This window comes from Pusillimonas sp. DMV24BSW_D, from assembly GCF_011388195.1.
Taxonomy (GTDB): domain Bacteria; phylum Pseudomonadota; class Gammaproteobacteria; order Burkholderiales; family Burkholderiaceae_B; genus Neopusillimonas; species Neopusillimonas aestuarii.
Map to the genome: position 1 here is coordinate 1,767,864 of NZ_CP049990.1, position 15,865 is coordinate 1,783,728.

A 15,865-nucleotide genomic window follows, 5' to 3' on the forward strand; every position below is an offset into this window, starting at 1 on the left:
GCAATTAACAAATATCTATGAATAACTTCATCGCCTTATTCAAGCTTAACGGTTCACAGCACGCCCGATTCCTGGCGGGGCCGGTGTTGATTCTCATGGTTTTGTCCATGATGGTTTTGCCGTTGCCGCCGGTTATTCTGGATTTGCTTTTCACCTTCAATATCTCAATGGCCATTATGGTGTTGCTGGTGGCTATGTTTACCAAAAAACCGTTGGATTTCGCTGCGTTTCCGGCCGTCCTTTTGTTTACGACCTTGCTTCGGCTGGCGCTGAATGTGGCTTCCACCCGGGTGGTCTTGTTGAATGGTCACCAGGGGCCCGACGCGGCCGGGCAGGTAATCGAGGCGTTTGGGCACTTCCTGATTGGCGGCAACTTTGCCGTTGGCATTATCGTTTTCATTATTTTGGTCATCATTAATTTCATGGTGATCACAAAAGGGGCGGGCCGTATCGCCGAGGTGGGCGCACGTTTCACGTTGGATGCGATGCCGGGTAAACAAATGGCAATCGACGCCGATTTGAACGCCGGGCTAATTGGCGAGGAAGACGCGCGCTCCCGCCGAGCTGAAGTTGCTCAGGAGGCCGAGTTCTACGGTTCCATGGACGGGGCGAGCAAGTTTGTACGTGGTGATGCCGTAGCCGGCTTGCTGATTATGGTGATCAATATTGTAGGGGGGTTGATCGTGGGTGTGGCGCAGCATGGTCTTTCGTTTGGCGAGGCCGGCGAAGTCTATACCATTCTTGCGATTGGTGATGGTTTGGTGGCACAAATTCCCGCACTCGTGATTTCCACTGCTGCCGGCGTTGTGGTGTCACGGGTGGCAACAGATGAAGACATTGGCCAGCAGATGATTGGCCAGTTACTGAATAATCCAACGGTGATGTTCATTACAGCGGGCATTCTGGGTGCGATGGGCTTGATTCCCAATATGCCGCATTTTGCGTTTTTGCTGTTGTCTGCTGTCCTGGCCGGCAGTGGCTGGCTCCTTTATAAGCGTCAACAGAAAACGAAGGAGGCCGAGGCACCCGACCCGCAGGTTCAACAGGCGGCCGCGGAGGCCGCAGCAGCCGAAGCCAGTTGGGACGATGTGGCGCTGGTCGACCCCTTGGGTCTAGAGGTAGGTTATCGGCTTATTTCCCTTGTGGATCACTCGCAAGGGGGTGAGCTGCTGCATCGGATACGCAGTTTACGCAAGAAGTATGCGCAGGACGTCGGCTTCCTGCCCCCGGTTGTGCATATTCGCGACAATCTTGAACTGAAGCCGAACGAATATCGTATTTTGCTGTCGGGTGTGGAAGTGGGGCGTGGTGTTGCCATGACGGACCAATGGATGGCGATTGACCCGGGCGAGGTTGCCATGAAGCTTGAAGGGACGCCCACCACTGATCCGGCATTTGGCTTGCCTGCGGTCTGGATTGACGTTGCAATGCGCGAGCAAGCACAAATTGCGGGGTACACGGTGGTTGATGCCAGTACCGTGATCGCCACGCATTTAAATCATTTAATGCATCGTCACGGTTCGCAATTGTTGGGCAGGCAAGAAGTTCAGCAGTTGTTGGATCACATCGGTCGGGACGCGCCCAAATTGGTTGAAGATCTTGTTCCCAAAACCATTAGTCTGACCTTGTTGCAAAAGATACTGCGCGGGTTGCTTGAGGAAGAGGTGCCGATACGGGACGCTCGCACGATTGTTGAAAGTATTGCCGAAAATGCGCCCCGGTTGGCGGCTGCCAACACCGCCGGAACGGGGCCTGATCCGTCAGAGTTGTTACAACAGATTCGAATCGCCTTGGGACGCGCTATTACACAGCAGTGGTTCCCAAGTGGTGATGAGGTTCGTGTCATTGGGTTGGACCCCAAGCTGGAACGCGTCTTAAACCAAGCGGTGACAAGCAGTGGCGCATTGGAGCCAGGGCTGGCGGATACCTTGTTGCAGGAGGCCCAGCGTACGGTACAGCAGCAAGAAGCGAACGGTGATCCGGCGGTATTGGTCGTGTCGCCTGTGTTACGTTCTGCTTTGTCGCGCTTCTTGCGCCATCATTTTCCCCATATGGGTGTATTGTCGAACTTTGAAATTCCCGAAGAGCGTATCCTGCGCGTAACTGCAGTGATCGGTGGAGGTAATGCATGAATGTCAGCCGATTCTTCGGAATAACCAATCGTGAAGCGATGCGTCAGGTACGTCTGGCTTTGGGGCCGGACGCCTTAATCATTTCCAACCGTCGGGTCAATGGGGGGGTGGAGATTCTTGCCACCGATGAAACTTCACTGTCGCCGGAGATTGTGCGTCGGATCGCTGATGAGGAAGTAGCCAAAAGCAGTACGGCCGGTCCGGTTACCATGCGTAGCGCAATATCACGCCCGCCTGTTCAACCTGCGCCGCAACAGTCAAAGCCGGCTCAACCTAAGCCGCACGTGCCTGCGCAGGCGGGTTCCGCTGCCGCGGTGATGCCCGCCGCGACACCCGCATTGCCGCCTGGCGCCGACGTAATGGGAGCCATTGGTGCTTTGCAAGGGGCACTTGAGTCTCGTATTGATGAATTGATGTGGGGAAATCAGTTGCGGCGTGTCCCTCAGGCAGTCAGTTTGTTTCAGACGTTGCTGGGGTTCGGTTTCAGCACGGCGCTTCTGCGGGCCATGTTGAAGGGGCTGCCGGAAGGGTTGGGTTCGCGTGCGGCTTTACAATGGGCGCGCACTGAATTGGTTAAAAGTCTTCCGGTGCTCGAACGCGAAGAGGCATTGTGGCGTCCGGGAGCGGCCATTGCCCTGGTTGGGCCTACGGGGGTGGGAAAAACCACGACGGTAGCCAAGCTTGCCGCACGGTGTGTCAAAAAATACGGGGCCGAGAATGTGGTGCTGCTTACCACTGATACCTATCGTATTGGTGCGCATGAGCAATTGAAGATTTACGGCAAAATGATGCATGTGCCGGTGCATGTCGTTCAGGATACAGAAGAATTACGGCGTATTATTGCCTCGGTCGCCGCACATCAAATAATCATTATCGACAATGTCGGTATCAGTCAGCGTGATCGCTTTGTTTCAGAGCAAGCGGCCATGTTATCGGCGGCGGGGCGCGAAGTAAGCCGATTATTGGTTCTGAATGCGTCAAGTCATGGCGACACGCTTGATGAAGTGGCGCGTCGTTATACGCATGACGGCGGTAGCCCGTTGCGCGGAAGCATTATTACCAAGATCGACGAAGCAACACGCCTGGGAGCGGTTCTGGACACTGTTATACGGTATCAACTGCCGGTTTGTTATGTTTCCGATGGTCAGAAAGTTCCGCAGAACTTGGCACATATGACGGCTAACGAACTGGTCGACAAAGCACTGGTAAAACATCAGCAGGCGTCGGCTTTGTACGCACCGTCCGAGGCCGACTTTGCAGCTTTAATGTCAATGTCCGAACAGTCACGCCCGCGCGACGACAAGGCGGGTCAAACCACTCAGCGTCGGGCTTTATTGCCGAATTTGTTAACGGTTGCACGGTCAAGCAAGGCGCCGCTTGAAGTGGACGAAATTGAGCAGGCCGGCCGCTATATCGACGAAAACGTCCTGGCCAGTGAGACCTACGCACTTTGGCGCGCTTACTTCAAGGGCGAGGCCGCCGACAGCATGGGGTCGCTCACGCAACATTTTCTGGGTGTGGCGCGAAACGAATTTGCCGAAGACGCCAACCAATACGTGTTGGCTCTGCACGATCATGTGGGTTTGCGTGATGAGTCGGCCGGGGGAGCGGGGCGGTTGCGTGCCACCGTGCTGCTTAATCATGCGGGGGAGCCCTGGTGCTCACCGTATCAGCAGTTAACGTTGCCCGATGGATGGCGTGCCTCCGATGGAGAAACGGCGCTGCGGGCGCCAACGGGCTATGAGTCCCTGCAAAAGCAAATGCAATGGGCCGCGGGGAATATCCGCGACTTGCCCTTGCTACATCTTTTTGACGGCGCGACGATATCTGTCTGGCAGTCGGCAACCGCCCAGGGGTTAGCCTGGCTGTCTGCCTGTACGCGTACAACCCGAATTGTCGATGACGGTAGTGCCACGACCGTTGGCGCAGTTGTAAAAACACTGGATTTTCATCCCGTCGGCGCCCTGGGTGCGCGTTACGAGCGCGCAATGGTTCAAGGCGTAGAACGCGGGCAATTGGTTGTTTGGGTGGCGAGCCGGGAGGTGAGTCTTTTTTCGCGCCAGAATGGTTATACACCGGTTCAGTTGGTTGCTGTGCGTGTGGTCGACCGTCGTGATGGTACGGTTTTGCGTGAGGCCACAGGCCTTGCCGATGCGACATCCGTGGCTGCTCAGGTTGACGCCTTGGCGTTGGCTTTGCTGGTACATGCCGAGCACAAGACGGCACTGAAGTTTGCTGCTCGCTGGTGGCCCATGCTGGCACAGCGCCAGTGGGCCGATGCAGTGTCGCGACGCGCATTAACAGCAATGCAAGTTGGTTTGACAACCTGGGATGCTTTCCAGTCGCCCGACGGCCATACGTTGCTCAGCGCTATTCAGGGCTTAAGCGGTAAGGTACAACCAAATCAGGCGGAAGCCGTTTCCGCCATGATGAAGTTATTTACCTTGAAGGAAATGACCGCCTGATACGCTGAACGTATGTCGGGCTGGAGGCGGGCTAGCCTGCTTTAAGGGGTTTCAAGCGGGGTATGTCGGCCGCAACCGTGGCAGCTTTCTTTTTGCCCGACGCATCATAAACCGTGTTGTTACCGGTAAGTGTTTGTAATGCCGCCATCATTCGTTGCGTGTTGGTTAGCAACGCATTAATAATATTGCCGTTTTGTTCGTTCAGGCGTTGTGCCCGGTCTGACAGGGTGCCTAATTCCTCGACAAGTGCAGAAAGTTCGGGCTGTTGGGCGGCAGCGGCACGCAGGCCCTGAAGGTTATTGGGTAAATTTAATGCTTCGAGCAGTGATCCGCGACGCTGCGTTGCAGCATGCAGATCTTCTGCGATTTTCTCTTTCAACGAAGTTGTCCGGTTGAGGTCGTCGGGTTGGCCGGTTTCCAATACCTGGGATTCTTCGTTGAGTAGATTGAAAAACTGCTGCGTAAGATGCAGTTCCTGTTGCAATTGAGCTTGCAGGGGCTGAAGCCGGGCCTGGGAGTCTGTCATGGTCAAGCCTTGTTAATAAAACCGGTACCTAGCATGCGCACCGCTTGTTTATTTCAGTAGTTCCCTTGCGCTTGCCAGCAAACCGTCGGCAATGCGTTCGGGGTTGATTTTTAATTGGCCCGATGCCAGGGCATCTTTGATTTGTTGTACGCGCGCCATGTCGATGTCGTTTTCGCCATTTTGCAAATTGGCCAATTGGCGCGCGGCTGGGCTGAGGTCGACCGCCGTTTTGCCACCCGTATTGTTTTGGGCGGCTTGTGCAGGCCCTTGGCGCGATGGTGTCGCGGGGGTGACTGCGGTATTCTTGATGGATGGTGTGATTTTCACGACAGACTCCGGTAATTCTGGGTGCCCGGCACATTGCCAAGCTTAGTATAGGGAATAACGGCTGCGCCGTGCAAAACTTTAGGGTTACCCATACTATGTTTGATACGGAACGTTACATGGGAACAAGTACGGTGTGGGCATCCAGTATCGTGGCTGTAACAATTTGCCCGGACGCGGTGCGCACCTGGATATGATCCCCAGGTTCACCGTCTTCCATGGCTTTGCCTTCGCTGCGTGCCACAAAGCCCACTCCGCGTACTTCCATGTAAACCATTTGGCCGCGTTCAATTGATAGTGGGCTGCGTATGGCCGAGGCCTTAATAGGCTTTCTTGCATTGAGCCGATAGCGTGTGATGTAACCCACCAGTTGTTCGGGGTCGATCAGTGTTCCCCTGGGCAGGCGAAGAAGATCCCCCTTGCGTCGCTCCAGGTCTTGCATGCTCAGGGTGGTGCCTGCCCTGATGGGGCGGGCCGTAATGTAGTAGTTGCCGTCGATGCGAATGTTCGCTTGTGTGTAACTAACCCAGGGTTTGGGCCCCAAACAGCGAATGCCTAATGTGACGGTTGGCCGCAACGTGGCCCCGCGCCCCGGTATGAAAATCTCGACATTTTCGCACTTGGGTTGATTTTTAATATTGGGTGGCTCAATTTGGGCCTGTAGCGTGCCGTCCCAGCTCGCCGCCTTGCTCTCCAGGAAAGCAAGCATTTTCTTTTGGAGATTCAGCTCTTCTGGAGTTTGAGTGGCGGCTTGGGCGACACTGTGAGCTACTGGTTGTAGCACCAACATAATGAGCCCGAGCGAAACGATTATTTTACGCATAACCGTATTGTAGTAAGGGCCGTTTACATTCAATCCCGGAATTGGAGCATAAATGGCGCGTTATTTCCGGGTTTGTCTTGCCTTGTCGGCCACTACCATACAACCTGATGAATGTTGTGAACATGTCTGCAGGTAATCAAGATGGTAGATCGTATCAGTAATGACTTAAGCTTTTTTCAGGAAGCCGTTCGCTTGCGTGAACAGCGCCAGGAAGTGCTCAGTGCGAATATTGCCAATGCCGATACGCCTAATTATAAGGCGCGCGATTTTGATTTCACCCAAGCCCTGAAAGAGGCGATGGGGGGCGGTTCACTGAGTTTGCCGGATACCTCGTTGGCGCTGACTTCGGAACGACATATTCCAGGAAAGGCGCAGTCGCCCGCCCGTGCGGAATTGTTGTATCGGCAGCCGGTTCAACCCAGTTTGGACGGCAATACCGTTGATATGGATCTTGAGCGCGTTGCGTTCGCCGACAACACCATGCGTTATCAAACTGATCTCACCATTATTTCACAAAGAATCAAGGGCTTGATCGCCGCGTTGCAGCAATAAATTGCACGTGGCCGCCTCGGTCGTATTTAAGGAGTGACTCCATGTCCACTTTCAGTATTTTCCAGATAGCCGGTTCCGCCATGACAGCGCAGTCGCAGCGCATGAATGTGGCTGCCAGCAATTTGGCCAATGCAGATAGCGTAGCGGGGCCTAACGGTCAGGCATACAAGGCACGACAGGTTGTTTTCGAAATGGCGCCCGTACCAGGGCAGGCGTACGCAGGTGCGGTGGGGGGTGTTCAGGTATCGAGTGTGGTCGAAAGCAATGCGCCCGCCCGCATGGAGTATCAACCCGATCACCCTTTGGCCAACGCTGAAGGGTATGTCGAAATGCCGAACGTCGATGTCGTGGCGGAAACCGTCAATATGATTTCCGCTTCCCGTTCATATCAGGCCAATGTAGAAGTGGTAAATACGGCCAAGGCGCTGATGAGCCGCACGCTTTCCATCGGGCAATAAGCCGTTATTGAAATATTTTTAAATTTTCTGGAGGTGCGACTGTGACCACTGTCGATCCGAACACAATAGCACAGGCAACATCCGCAGGCTCACTGGCGGCGTCCACTGCCGAGGCGGCCAAGCGCGCAGAGGACATGAAAAACCAGTTCATGACTCTGCTTATTACTCAGATACGTAATCAGGATCCGTTGAATCCGATGGAGAATGCCGAGTTTACATCGCAGTTGGCGCAGATGGAAACTGTGAACGGTATTACGCAACTGAATAAAACGTTGCAGGCGCTGTCGGGCCAAATGGATATGACGCAATCCATGCAGGCGGCAACACTGATTGGTAAAGAAGTTCTAGTGACCGGTAACAAAATTTCCACCGGTAGCTCCCCGGATGATCCCAATACCAAGGTTGCAACGCCCTTTGGTATTGACCTTATCTCACCGGCGGAAAAAGTGAAAGTAGCCATTTTGGACGGTAGTGGGAAGGCTGTGCGCAACGTCGAGTTAGGCCCGGTGAATGCAGGTGTGGTGTCGCTTGAGTGGGACGGTTTGAATGATTCCGGCGAGCCAGTACCCGACGGTGCCTACACGCTCGATGTGTCGGGTGTGGGGGCGGATGGCTCTGCGGTTGGCATCGAGGCGCTCACGTATGGACACGTATCCAGCATTGCGTACTCCTCTTCAGGGGTGCAACTGGATTTAGGGCTTATGGGTGCGCGTTCTTTGTTCGACGTACGCAAGATTATGTAACGGCGTGGGTTTTATTCGTTGAATTTGGCCGACCCGGCTCGAAAGTTTGGGCCGGCAACGTTGAAAGTTAAATTTGAAAGGAAAACATTATGGGTTTCGGTCAGGGTTTAAGTGGTCTGAATGCCGCAGCGCAAGAGCTGGATGTTATTGGCAATAACATTGCCAATGCGGGAACGGTGGGTTTTAAGTCGTCGTCGGTCACATTCTCCGACGTCTTTGCTAATTCGCAGGTGGGTTTGGGTGTGAAGGTGGCATCCGTAAACCAGCGCTTCACGGTAGGTTCGATCAGCAATACCGGTAATTCGCTTGACTTGGCCATTGACGGTACCAAAGGCTTGTTCCGCACCGAAGACCCGAACGGCAATGTTTTATATACCCGAAACGGGCAATTCTTTGCCGATAAAGATAATTTCATCGTCAATGCTCAGGGTCAGCGCTTAACAGGCTTCGGTTTGATCGGGGATGATCTGCAGGCGTTGACGGTCCCGGTAGGTAATCTGCCCCCGCGTGCCTCAGCGGATGTTACGACGCGCGCCAATATGGATGCGAATGCAAACCCGGTGTATGAAACGGGTGTAACGGAAGTGTTAGGTAACGTGTTTATGAGCGACGACGGCGGTGCAACCTATACGGAATATCAGTATCGCATTGGGTCGACAGGGCAGATTTCCTGGTTTGATACCGCAGCTACACCTAACCCGGTTAGTTTGCCTGATGGTAACTACACCGCCGCAAATGATGCGATCGGAACGAATGCTACTGCCGTTACCCTGGCTACAACGACAGGGCAAGCAGCCAGCCCCGCCGGTGCGTTGGGAGAGAGTGCGACCGTTGGTACAGCTTATACCGCTCCTATTATTGCTCATCCTTTCAGCCTTACCGATCCGGAAAGTTATACGCACACATTACCTTTAACCGTATACGACTCGGTGGGTAATTCGCATCAAATGATTCAGTATTTTGTGAAACGTCCCGGTGGTGGCGGCGATTCACAGTGGGATGTCTATTACGCCCTTGATGGAAATGTTGTCAATGCCGCAACACCTCACGAAATCACCTACGATACAGCGGGCCGCCTGAAGACGGGAACCAACGCAAATTTGGTTATTCCTAATCCCGGCGGCGCCGACGCGCCGGCCGATGCGCTGGAGCTAACCTTTGATTACACCGGTTCCACACAGTTCAGTGGCGATTTTTCCTACAACTTTACGCAAGACGGTTTTCCCACGGGTGAATATGCCGGTTTGTCGGTTGATACCGACGGCTCGGTGATTGCCAGTTACACCAACGGCGAGTTGCGCACGATTGGTTATGTGGCGCTGGCCAATTTCAATAATTTAAATGGGTTGAAGGCGTTCGGTGATAACTCGTGGATTGAAACCGGTGCGTCGGGCCAACCTATTGTGGGTCGTCCGGGCACAAATGGTCTGGCCACAATTAAAGGTCAGGCGATTGAAGAGTCGAACGTCGATATGAGTCAAGAGTTGGTGAATATGATTATTGCCCAACGCTTCTACCAGGCCAATGCCCAAACCATTAAAACGCAGGATCAGATCGTTCAGAATCTGATCTCCATGCGTTAATAACAGGGTAGCGTAATGGATCGAGTTGCCTATATTGCGGCCGGTGGTGCCGCCCGGGTACTGGAGCAGCAGTCGGTGCTGAGCAACAATATGGCCAACGTTAATACGTCTGGTTTCCGGGCGCAGTTGGCTAATTTCCGGGCGGTGCCGTTTCAAGCACACCAGGGTGAACTATCGACCCGTGTGGGAACGGTTGCTTCCACCCCGGGTAGTCGTCTTACGCAAGGCACCATGACGGAAACAGGCCACGCGCTTGATCTGGCCATTACTGGCGAAGGCTGGTTTGCCGTACAAACACCGGGTGGCCAGGAAGCGTACACACGGGCAGGCGATTTTGCCGTGAACGCGCAGGGCTTGCTGGTGGGGCAGTCGGGTTTGCCGGTGCTAAGCAATGATGGGCAACCGGTTCAGGTTCCAGACCGCGGTAGTGTCACGTTTTCCAGCGATGGATTTATTACCGCTTTGGGCGCGGGTGACAACCCAGCCGATATTCAGGTTATTGGTCAATTGAAATTGGTCAATCCGCCTGCTGAGAATCTGGAACGCGGCGACGACGGCCTGTTTCGGTTTAATCCCGGTGAAGGGGTGGTGGCGGCGCCTGCCGATCCCAATGTACGCATGATTTCCGGGTTCATCGAAAAAAGCAATGTGAGTGCCGCTGAAACCATGGTCGGCATGATTAAAAACGGTCGTATGTTCGAAATGCAAATGAAAGCCATACAAGATGCCGACCGCAATGCGGAGCGCGCCAATTCAATTTTGTCGGCCAACGGTTAAGAACACGGAATAACGTAACTGTGAACGCAGCCGTTGGGCTGCTTCACCAAGGAATAGAAAAATGATTCGATCTCTCTGGATTGCCAAAACAGGTTTGGAGTCGCAGCAAACCAATATGGATGTCATTTCCAATAACCTGGCCAACGTGAATACGTCGGGCTTCAAGCGCAGCCGTGCTGTATTTGAAGACCTAATGTATCAAACCATTCGGCAACCGGGCGCCCAGGTAGGCGCTGCCAACCAACTTCCTTCGGGCCTGCAAGTTGGTACGGGTGTACGCACTGTGGCAACCGAGCGGATTCACACGCAGGGAAATTTGCGTGAAACCGGCAACCCGTTGGATATTGCGATTCAGGGGCGCGGATTTATCCAGGTTGAAATGCCTGACGGCACTTTTGCCTACACGCGTGATGGCAGTCTTCAGGTTGATCAAAACGGGCAAATGGTGACAGCCGGAGGCTATCCTGTTCAGCCTCCGATCAATATCCCGGATAACGCTTTAAGTGTCACGATTGAGCGCGACGGTACCGTGTCGGTAACCCAGCCCGGCGCAGTGGGTATTAATGTGGAAGTCGGGCAGTTGCAGTTAAGCACCTTCATCAACCCCACCGGGTTGCAAAGTATGGGCGAGAATCTGTATGCCGAAACAGACGCTTCAGGGCCGGCCAATTTCGCGCAGCCGGGTCTGGATGGTGCCGGGCTGGTTTTGCAGAATTATGTGGAAACGTCGAATGTGAATGTGGCCGAAGAGTTGGTGAACATGATTACGACGCAACGTAGTTATGAAATGAACAGCAAGGCAATCCAGACATCCGATCAAATGTTGTCGCGGTTAACGCAATTGTAATTTTTTGATAAACGGGTTGTGTTGGAAATGATGAAGTATGTGCGTTTCGTGACGGTTGGTGTGGTTGCACTCGTATTACATGGGTGCGCCATGATTCCGCCTGAACCGATCGTGACAGGGCCGTTAACGGCGCCCCCGCCTCCTATGGTGACGACGGCGCCTCAAGCCAATGGGGCGATTTATCAACCAACGGCTTATGGAAACTATCCACTGTTCGAAGATCGCCGACCCCGTAATGTGGGCGATATCGTCACGATCCTGATTCAGGAACGCACCAATGCGGCAAAACGTGTTTCAACCGAAAGCAGCCGTTCCGGTAGCGCCGGCTTTGGCATGGATGCCGTACCCGACTTTTTCCCGCCTGGCCTGGGTCCGCAGCAAAGTTTCGATATGAATGGTAATAACGTAGCGGAAGGCAGCGGAGCCAGCGAGGCGAATAATACTTTCACCGGGACTTTAACGACAACAGTGATCGGCGTTTTGCCCAACGGCAATTTGCAGGTGGCCGGCGACAAACAGATCGCGATCAATCGCGGTTCGGAGCATATCCGGTTTTCCGGCGTAGTTGACCCCCGGTCGATTGCAGGCGACGGCACTGTCCCGTCGACACGCGTTGCCGACGCACGTATTGAGTTTCGCAGCAAAGGTCGCATGGACGAAGTACAGACCATGGGTTGGTTGCAACGGTTTTTCCTGAATATTTCGCCGTTCTGACAAGGATGAAAATAGTGTTGAACAAACATGGCCGTGCAAAGTGGGGCATTAGCTTAAAGGGCGGGTTAGCCTGGTTATTGCTTGCGCTTTTGTTTTTTGCCGTGACGCCATCGGCGCATGCCGAGCGTATCAAGGACTTGGCATCGATTCAGGGGGTGCGGGAGAACCAATTGATTGGCTATGGTTTGGTGGTCGGGCTCGACGGCAGTGGCGATCAGGTGCGCCAATCGCCTTTTACGCAGCAAAGTCTTACCAATATGTTGTCGCAATTGGGCGTAACGTTGCCGCAAGGGACCAATATGCAGCTGCGCAATGTGGCGGCGGTGATGGTAACGGGGCGGCTGCCTGCGTTCACCAGGCCGGGGCAAACGATTGATGTTGTCGTGTCATCGATGGGTAATGCCAAGAGTCTGCGCGGTGGTACCTTGCTGATGACGCCTTTGAAAGGGGCGAACGGGCAGGTGTATGCACTTGCTCAGGGCAACTTGCTGGTCGGTGGGGCCGGTGCCCAGGCCGGCGGCTCCAGTGTGCAGGTTAATCAGTTGAATGGCGGCATTATTCCCGACGGTGCAATTGTCGAGCAATCCGTTCCCACTACTTACATTCGCGATGGTTTTATTAACCTGGAAATGAATACAACCGATTTCGGGATTGCGCAGAATGTTGCTGCGGCGCTGAACAGAAAGTTTGGCCCGAGTACGGCCTCGGTGCTCGACGGGCGTCTGGTTCAGTTGCGGGGTCCACTTGACCCGTCGCGACAGGCGGCGTTTTTGTCGGAAGTTGAAAATCTGCAGGTTAAATTACCTCCGGTTCGGGCCAAAGTCATTATTAATGCGCGTACCGGCTCGGTCGTGATGAATCGTACTGTCACCATTGATGAAGCGGCCGTCGCTTATGGCAATTTGTCGGTCTCGATCAGCCGCCAGGAACAGGTGAATCAACCGGATACGCCGTTTGCCGGCGGGGAAACGGTTGTCACCGAGAACACCGAAATTGCATTAAGAACGGATACCGGCAGTATCAAGCGTGTGCAAACCAGCGCAAACCTGGCCGATGTTGTCCAAGCGTTAAATGCGTTGGGTGCAACACCGCAGGATTTGTTGTCGATCCTGCAAACCCTGAAAAGTGCGGGCGCTTTGCGCGCCGATCTGGAAATTATTTAATAGGCGGCACTCATGACGGCAATGCCCTATTTTTTACCCCGCCCCGATGCCGGCGCCAGCGCAATGGACTTCAGCCATTTAAACCGGCTGGGTTATACGGCCCGCCATTCCAATGGTCAGGATCCCGCGGCACAAAAAGAGATTGCCAAGCAATTCGAGGCGCTTTTTTTGCAGCAAATCATGAAGCAGGCCAGGGCCGGTGATGTTGGGTTGGAAGGGTTGCTTGAAAGCAATCAGACACGCCTGGCCCAAAGTATGGCCGATGAGCAAATGGCTTCCAATCTGGCCGAAACAGGTACGGGCCTTGCGCAAGCGCTGCTTGATCAAATGCGGGGGATAAGCGATGTTAAGACCGATCCCCGGCTGGCCGCCGATCGCGGCTTGCAGTCGTTTTCCATTCAGGGGCCTGCCGAAGCACGAAAAGAAATTGCTGATTCTATTTCCGAATTACTTGATATGTTGGCAAGCTCTCCGGTTGTTGAGTCCGGGCGCCGCACCGGGGAGGCATTGTTAAGCGCGATTCGCGGTGCGCCGGGCCATATCGAGCAGTTTGTTACCAAAATGGGCGACGCCGCCCGTCATGCAGCTCAGGAATCCGGCATTCCCGCCAAGCTGATTTTGAGTCAGGCTGCGCTGGAGTCGGGGTGGGGGCGTCGTGAAATCAAAATGGAAGACGGCTCAAACAGTTATAACCTGTTTGGCATTAAAGCCACCGGGAGTTGGGAAGGCAAAGTTGCCAATATCGTGACGACGGAATTTATTGATGGCAAGCCACAGAAAATGGTGCAGGCATTTCGCGCTTATGATTCCTACGCCGAATCATTTGCCGATTACGCCCGGCTTATCAGCCAGAATGATCGTTATCAGGCCGTACTGACGGCACCTAACGCGGAAACGGCGGCAGTTAAGGTGCATGAGGCGGGCTACGCAACCGATCCCAAGTATGCCGAGAAGTTGATTTCAATCATGGGGTATCTGGATGATCGCCTGGATTCCTTTATGGTGCGGGGGCCGTCTGCGGGCAGCCGGGGATAGGGGTAAATATTCCGGGATTCCTGCCGTAAACCGGTTATGTTCCGTTCTTGCTGTTAATTGTTTGGAAACACTATGAACTTATCGAATTTGGGCCTTTCCGGCATTCAGGCTGCACAAAACCGGTTACAAACCACCGGCCATAATATTAACAATGCCGCAACGGAAGGGTATAACCGCCAATCGGTCAAGGTTTCCACCGCCGGGGCACAGGCAACCGGCGCCGGTTACGTGGGTTTGGGTGTCCAGGTTGATACGATCGATCGCGCCTACAACAATTTTCTTTATCGGCAATTGGTCGACTCCCAGAGCAAAGGGGCGGAACTGGGTGCGTATGGTACGGAAATTACGCAAGTCAATAATATTATGGCCGACCGTACGGTGGGCATTTCGCCGGCGCTGCAAAAATTCTTCGACGGCATGCAGGCCGTAGCCTCCTCCCCCGCCGATCCGGCAGCCCGTCAGGAACTGTTGGGCCGCGCGTCCAGCCTGGTGGGTCAGTTGAATGACACCAATGCGTTTCTGAATGATCAACGTAGCAATATTAATACACAGGTTAATACGGTTGTGCGCCAAATTAACAGTTACGTCGAGCGAGTCCACGATTTGAATAATCAAATCGTTACCGCCAAAGCAGCCGGATCGGGACATGCACCGAACGATTTGCTCGATAAGCGCGATCAGGCCGTGGCCGAATTGAACGAGTTGGTAGGGGTAAACGTTATTGAGCAGGGCGACCGTTTCGGGTTGTCTTTTGGTCGCGGACAAGTACTGCTGAGTTCCGACACGGTTTATCCTTTACAGGCCGGTCCATCCATCGACGATCCCAGCCGCACCGTGGTGAGTTATGCGATGCCGGCAGGCAACGGAAAGACCACCATGACCGAAATTGGTGATCAATATATTCGGGGTGGCAAATTGGGCGGCTTATTGCAGTATCGCTCGCAAACACTGGATGCCGTTCAAAACGATTTGGGCCGTCTTGCCACCGGTTTGGCCATGGCGGTTAACGCGCAGCATGAGCAGGGGTTTGATCAGGTTGGCCGCCCGGGGGAGGCGTTTTTCTCTCTGCCCGATCCGTCTGTCAGTGCGTCGGAACGAAATCAGGGAAATGGTGAATTTTCCGCGTCTTTTGTCAACGCAAATGACCTTACCGCAAGTGATTATCAAATCAGCTATAACGGCGCCAATTATTCTATTGTTCGTCAGCCCGATGGCAACCTCATGTACGAGGGAACGACCTTCCCCGTGACCATCGACGGAATCGAAATGGATTTTTCCGGTACCGCGTTGGCGGGTGATCGCTGGACAATGACACCCACGCGTGGTTCTGCTTCAGATATCAAACTGAATATTTCCAACCCGGCCTCAATTGCCGCAGCAGGAAGTGATGCGGGTGATGCCGATAATGGAAACGCGTTGAAGTTGGCGCAATTGCAAACTGACAAGGTGCTGGGGAACGGCACCATGAGCTTAAACGAGTCGTTTTCGCAAATTGTGAATACGATAGGGGTGCAGACGCAGCAAAATCAAACTGCTCAGAAGGCACAGGACACGCTGGTCCAGCAGAATTTTGCAGCGCAACAGGCAATTTCGGGTGTCAACCTGAACGAAGAATATGTCAACCTTGAGCGCTATCAAGAGCACTTTCGTGCAGCCTCAAGGCTCATTGATGTCAGTTCAACGTTGTTTGATACGTTGCTGAGCTTACGTCAATAATTTATTT

Annotated in this window: 15 protein-coding genes; 12 read left to right on the forward strand and 3 right to left on the reverse strand. The window is 53.8% G+C overall.

Features of this window, described 5'->3' with window-relative positions:
• The first annotated feature begins 17 nt into the window (after positions 1–17).
• Together flhA and flhF are read left to right on the forward strand one after the other, a co-directional pair.
• Positions 18–2,132 (forward strand): flagellar biosynthesis protein FlhA, encoded by a 2,115-nt coding sequence (gene flhA, locus G9Q38_RS08595; protein WP_166129901.1) that lies wholly within the window; start codon positions 18–20, stop codon positions 2,130–2,132.
• Positions 2,129–4,597, forward strand: a complete 2,469-nt coding sequence (flhF, locus tag G9Q38_RS08600; RefSeq protein ID WP_166129947.1) for a flagellar biosynthesis GTPase FlhF — start codon at positions 2,129–2,131, stop codon at positions 4,595–4,597. Before flhA ends, flhF begins: the two co-directional genes overlap by 4 nt.
• Positions 4,598–4,628: 31 nt before the next feature.
• Here the strand turns inward: flhF and G9Q38_RS08605 are convergent, their stop codons facing one another.
• The 3 genes from G9Q38_RS08605 to flgA form a co-directional block, all read right to left on the reverse strand.
• Positions 4,629–5,123 carry a flagella synthesis protein FlgN gene (locus G9Q38_RS08605; protein ID WP_166129950.1) on the reverse strand — a complete coding sequence of 165 codons (495 nt, stop codon included), beginning with the start codon at positions 5,121–5,123 and terminating at the stop codon, positions 4,629–4,631.
• Between the two features lie 48 nt (positions 5,124–5,171).
• A complete protein-coding gene (flgM, locus tag G9Q38_RS08610; RefSeq protein WP_114419677.1) occupies positions 5,172–5,450 on the reverse strand; it encodes a flagellar biosynthesis anti-sigma factor FlgM in 279 nt (92 codons plus the stop codon).
• A gap of 112 nt (positions 5,451–5,562) precedes the next feature.
• Positions 5,563–6,237 carry a flagellar basal body P-ring formation chaperone FlgA gene (flgA, locus tag G9Q38_RS08615; RefSeq protein WP_166129953.1) on the reverse strand — a complete coding sequence of 225 codons (675 nt, stop codon included), beginning with the start codon at positions 6,235–6,237 and terminating at the stop codon, positions 5,563–5,565.
• Between the two features lie 174 nt (positions 6,238–6,411).
• Between flgA and flgB the strand changes: the two genes are divergently transcribed.
• From flgB to flgK, 10 genes are all read left to right on the forward strand, one after another.
• Positions 6,412–6,822, forward strand: coding sequence for a flagellar basal body rod protein FlgB (flgB, locus tag G9Q38_RS08620; protein ID WP_119440815.1), 411 nt, complete (start codon positions 6,412–6,414; stop codon positions 6,820–6,822).
• 41 nt (positions 6,823–6,863) lie between these two features.
• Positions 6,864–7,280 (forward strand): flagellar basal body rod protein FlgC, encoded by a 417-nt coding sequence (flgC, locus tag G9Q38_RS08625; RefSeq protein WP_114419674.1) that lies wholly within the window; start codon positions 6,864–6,866, stop codon positions 7,278–7,280.
• 41 nt (positions 7,281–7,321) lie between these two features.
• Complete coding sequence (locus G9Q38_RS08630) at positions 7,322–8,023, forward strand: flagellar hook capping FlgD N-terminal domain-containing protein (protein WP_166129956.1); 702 nt, start codon at positions 7,322–7,324, stop codon at positions 8,021–8,023.
• A gap of 89 nt (positions 8,024–8,112) precedes the next feature.
• On the forward strand, positions 8,113–9,606 hold the full coding sequence (locus tag G9Q38_RS08635; RefSeq protein WP_166129959.1) for a flagellar hook protein FlgE: 1,494 nt from the start codon (positions 8,113–8,115) through the stop codon (positions 9,604–9,606).
• Positions 9,607–9,621: 15 nt separating this feature from the next.
• On the forward strand, positions 9,622–10,383 hold the full coding sequence (gene flgF / locus G9Q38_RS08640) for a flagellar basal-body rod protein FlgF (protein ID WP_166129962.1): 762 nt from the start codon (positions 9,622–9,624) through the stop codon (positions 10,381–10,383).
• 61 nt (positions 10,384–10,444) lie between these two features.
• Positions 10,445–11,230, forward strand: a complete 786-nt coding sequence (gene flgG, locus G9Q38_RS08645; RefSeq protein ID WP_166129965.1) for a flagellar basal-body rod protein FlgG — start codon at positions 10,445–10,447, stop codon at positions 11,228–11,230.
• 27 nt (positions 11,231–11,257) lie between these two features.
• Entirely contained in the window at positions 11,258–11,944 is a 687-nt protein-coding gene (locus G9Q38_RS08650) for a flagellar basal body L-ring protein FlgH (protein ID WP_166129968.1), read from the forward strand.
• 5 nt (positions 11,945–11,949) lie between these two features.
• Entirely contained in the window at positions 11,950–13,107 is a 1,158-nt protein-coding gene (locus G9Q38_RS08655) for a flagellar basal body P-ring protein FlgI (RefSeq protein ID WP_166129971.1), read from the forward strand.
• 12 nt (positions 13,108–13,119) lie between these two features.
• Positions 13,120–14,142: a flagellar assembly peptidoglycan hydrolase FlgJ gene (gene flgJ / locus G9Q38_RS08660; RefSeq protein WP_166129974.1), complete on the forward strand. Its 1,023-nt coding sequence runs from the start codon at positions 13,120–13,122 to the stop codon at positions 14,140–14,142.
• Between the two features lie 72 nt (positions 14,143–14,214).
• Entirely contained in the window at positions 14,215–15,858 is a 1,644-nt protein-coding gene (gene flgK, locus G9Q38_RS08665; RefSeq protein ID WP_119516688.1) for a flagellar hook-associated protein FlgK, read from the forward strand.
• Positions 15,859–15,865: the final 7 nt, after the last annotated feature.